Origin of the sequence: Candidatus Burkholderia verschuerenii (assembly GCF_001189365.1) — a bacterium.
Taxonomy (GTDB): Bacteria; Pseudomonadota; Gammaproteobacteria; order Burkholderiales; family Burkholderiaceae; genus Caballeronia; species Caballeronia verschuerenii.
This window is the reverse complement of the sequence record NZ_LFJJ01000388.1, coordinates 1-1,285: the sequence shown is the minus strand read 5'-3', so window position 1 is coordinate 1,285 and position 1,285 is coordinate 1. Positions and strand designations below refer to the sequence as shown.

Annotated in this window: 2 protein-coding genes; both read right to left on the bottom strand. The window is 46.8% G+C overall.

The window, feature by feature from the left end; all coding sequences use genetic code 11:
* A partial coding sequence (locus BVER_RS34950) for a hypothetical protein (RefSeq protein ID WP_232316932.1) occupies positions 1-256 on the bottom strand: 256 nt, incomplete at its 3' end.
* A 763-nt stretch (positions 257-1,019) separates the two neighbouring features.
* A partial coding sequence (locus BVER_RS34945; protein WP_232316930.1) for a hypothetical protein occupies positions 1,020-1,285 on the bottom strand: 266 nt, incomplete at its 5' end.

Here is a 1,285-nt window from a genome sequence, read left to right as displayed (position 1 = left end):
GACTGCAGGTGCAACACCAGGAGGAGCGCATGTATCGCGTTCGGATGGCGTGTGAGGAGCCCTCGACCACAACGGTCTCCTCACACGCCATCCGAACGCGATACATGCGCTCCTCCTGGTGTTGCACCTGCAGTCGCAGCCTATCGATCTCCCGCTGGGCCTCATCTCTGTCTCTCTCCAGAGTCTCAATGCGACTCCACTGCTGAAAGGAGCCATCCTGGTGCCACTTCCTCTCCCGCATCAGTGTCTCAACCAACTCTTCTCTCTCCAACTCCAGCTGGTGCACTACCCAGTTAGGGTAGGAGAACATCGGTCTACCCGCACACGTACAAGGGGGTCCCGTAATGGGATCGCAGACTAACTCTTAGTTTAGTTCGTAGTCGTGGTAAGGGATCGCATGGGTCGTCTCCTGAGGGTATCGTGGTCGACAGGGTCGCGCTCCGTCTGCCATCCTATCACACAATAACGCACAGGTCATATCTATAGATATCTTAAGAGGATAACTCTAAATAAAACATTTTTTGAAATTGTACCCAACAATTCACAATAAACATTTTCGCATTCATCAGGTCGTTTCGTGCCTAGTTTTCTAAATTCTAACAAGTTCAAGCGTATAACAGTTATTATCGTTGCATGTTTCAAGTCTTTTGTTAAATTATTCCTAGAACTTAGGCTTTGATACCACCTGTGGCGCCCCGACCTCTCGCGACAGCTGCAAGCCCCGCCTCGCGGGTCCTGCTCGCTTGTCGGGTCAGTCGGGTCGCCAGCCCGTCCCGGCTCACGCCGGGACTAAGGCGTAAGCAAGCATTTAAAGTAGCTGCTGCACAAGCAGTTCAAATTGCAAAATTAATTTAACTAAGTATTATTACAAACTTTAGTCTTACAGTCCAAATCCAAAATATACATAGCAAGTCTTAAAGTAAAATAAACAAAGTAATTAGTTCATCAGTCCAATTGGCACTAAGCCACAAACTCCCATCACAAAAAGTCTTAAAACGAAGCCAAAGAAATTAGTCATCTTACTCCTCCTGCTCTGCCCCTAAAACAGTTAAAAGATAATAAAGGAGATGGTGAGCTAGAAGCTCAGTGAGTTCAAATCCAGTTTTAGAGCAAGTATATGTCATGGCAGTGCACAAATAAGAATAAACATATAAAGAGGGGGTAACATATTCAGTGGGCTTTGGTGGGGCAAAATTTCTGATGAGACGATTGACCAACCAGTCACCCCATCCATATGACACGGCTGGTTGTCCTACCGACCCATCTTTATTTTCGGTATCTACAC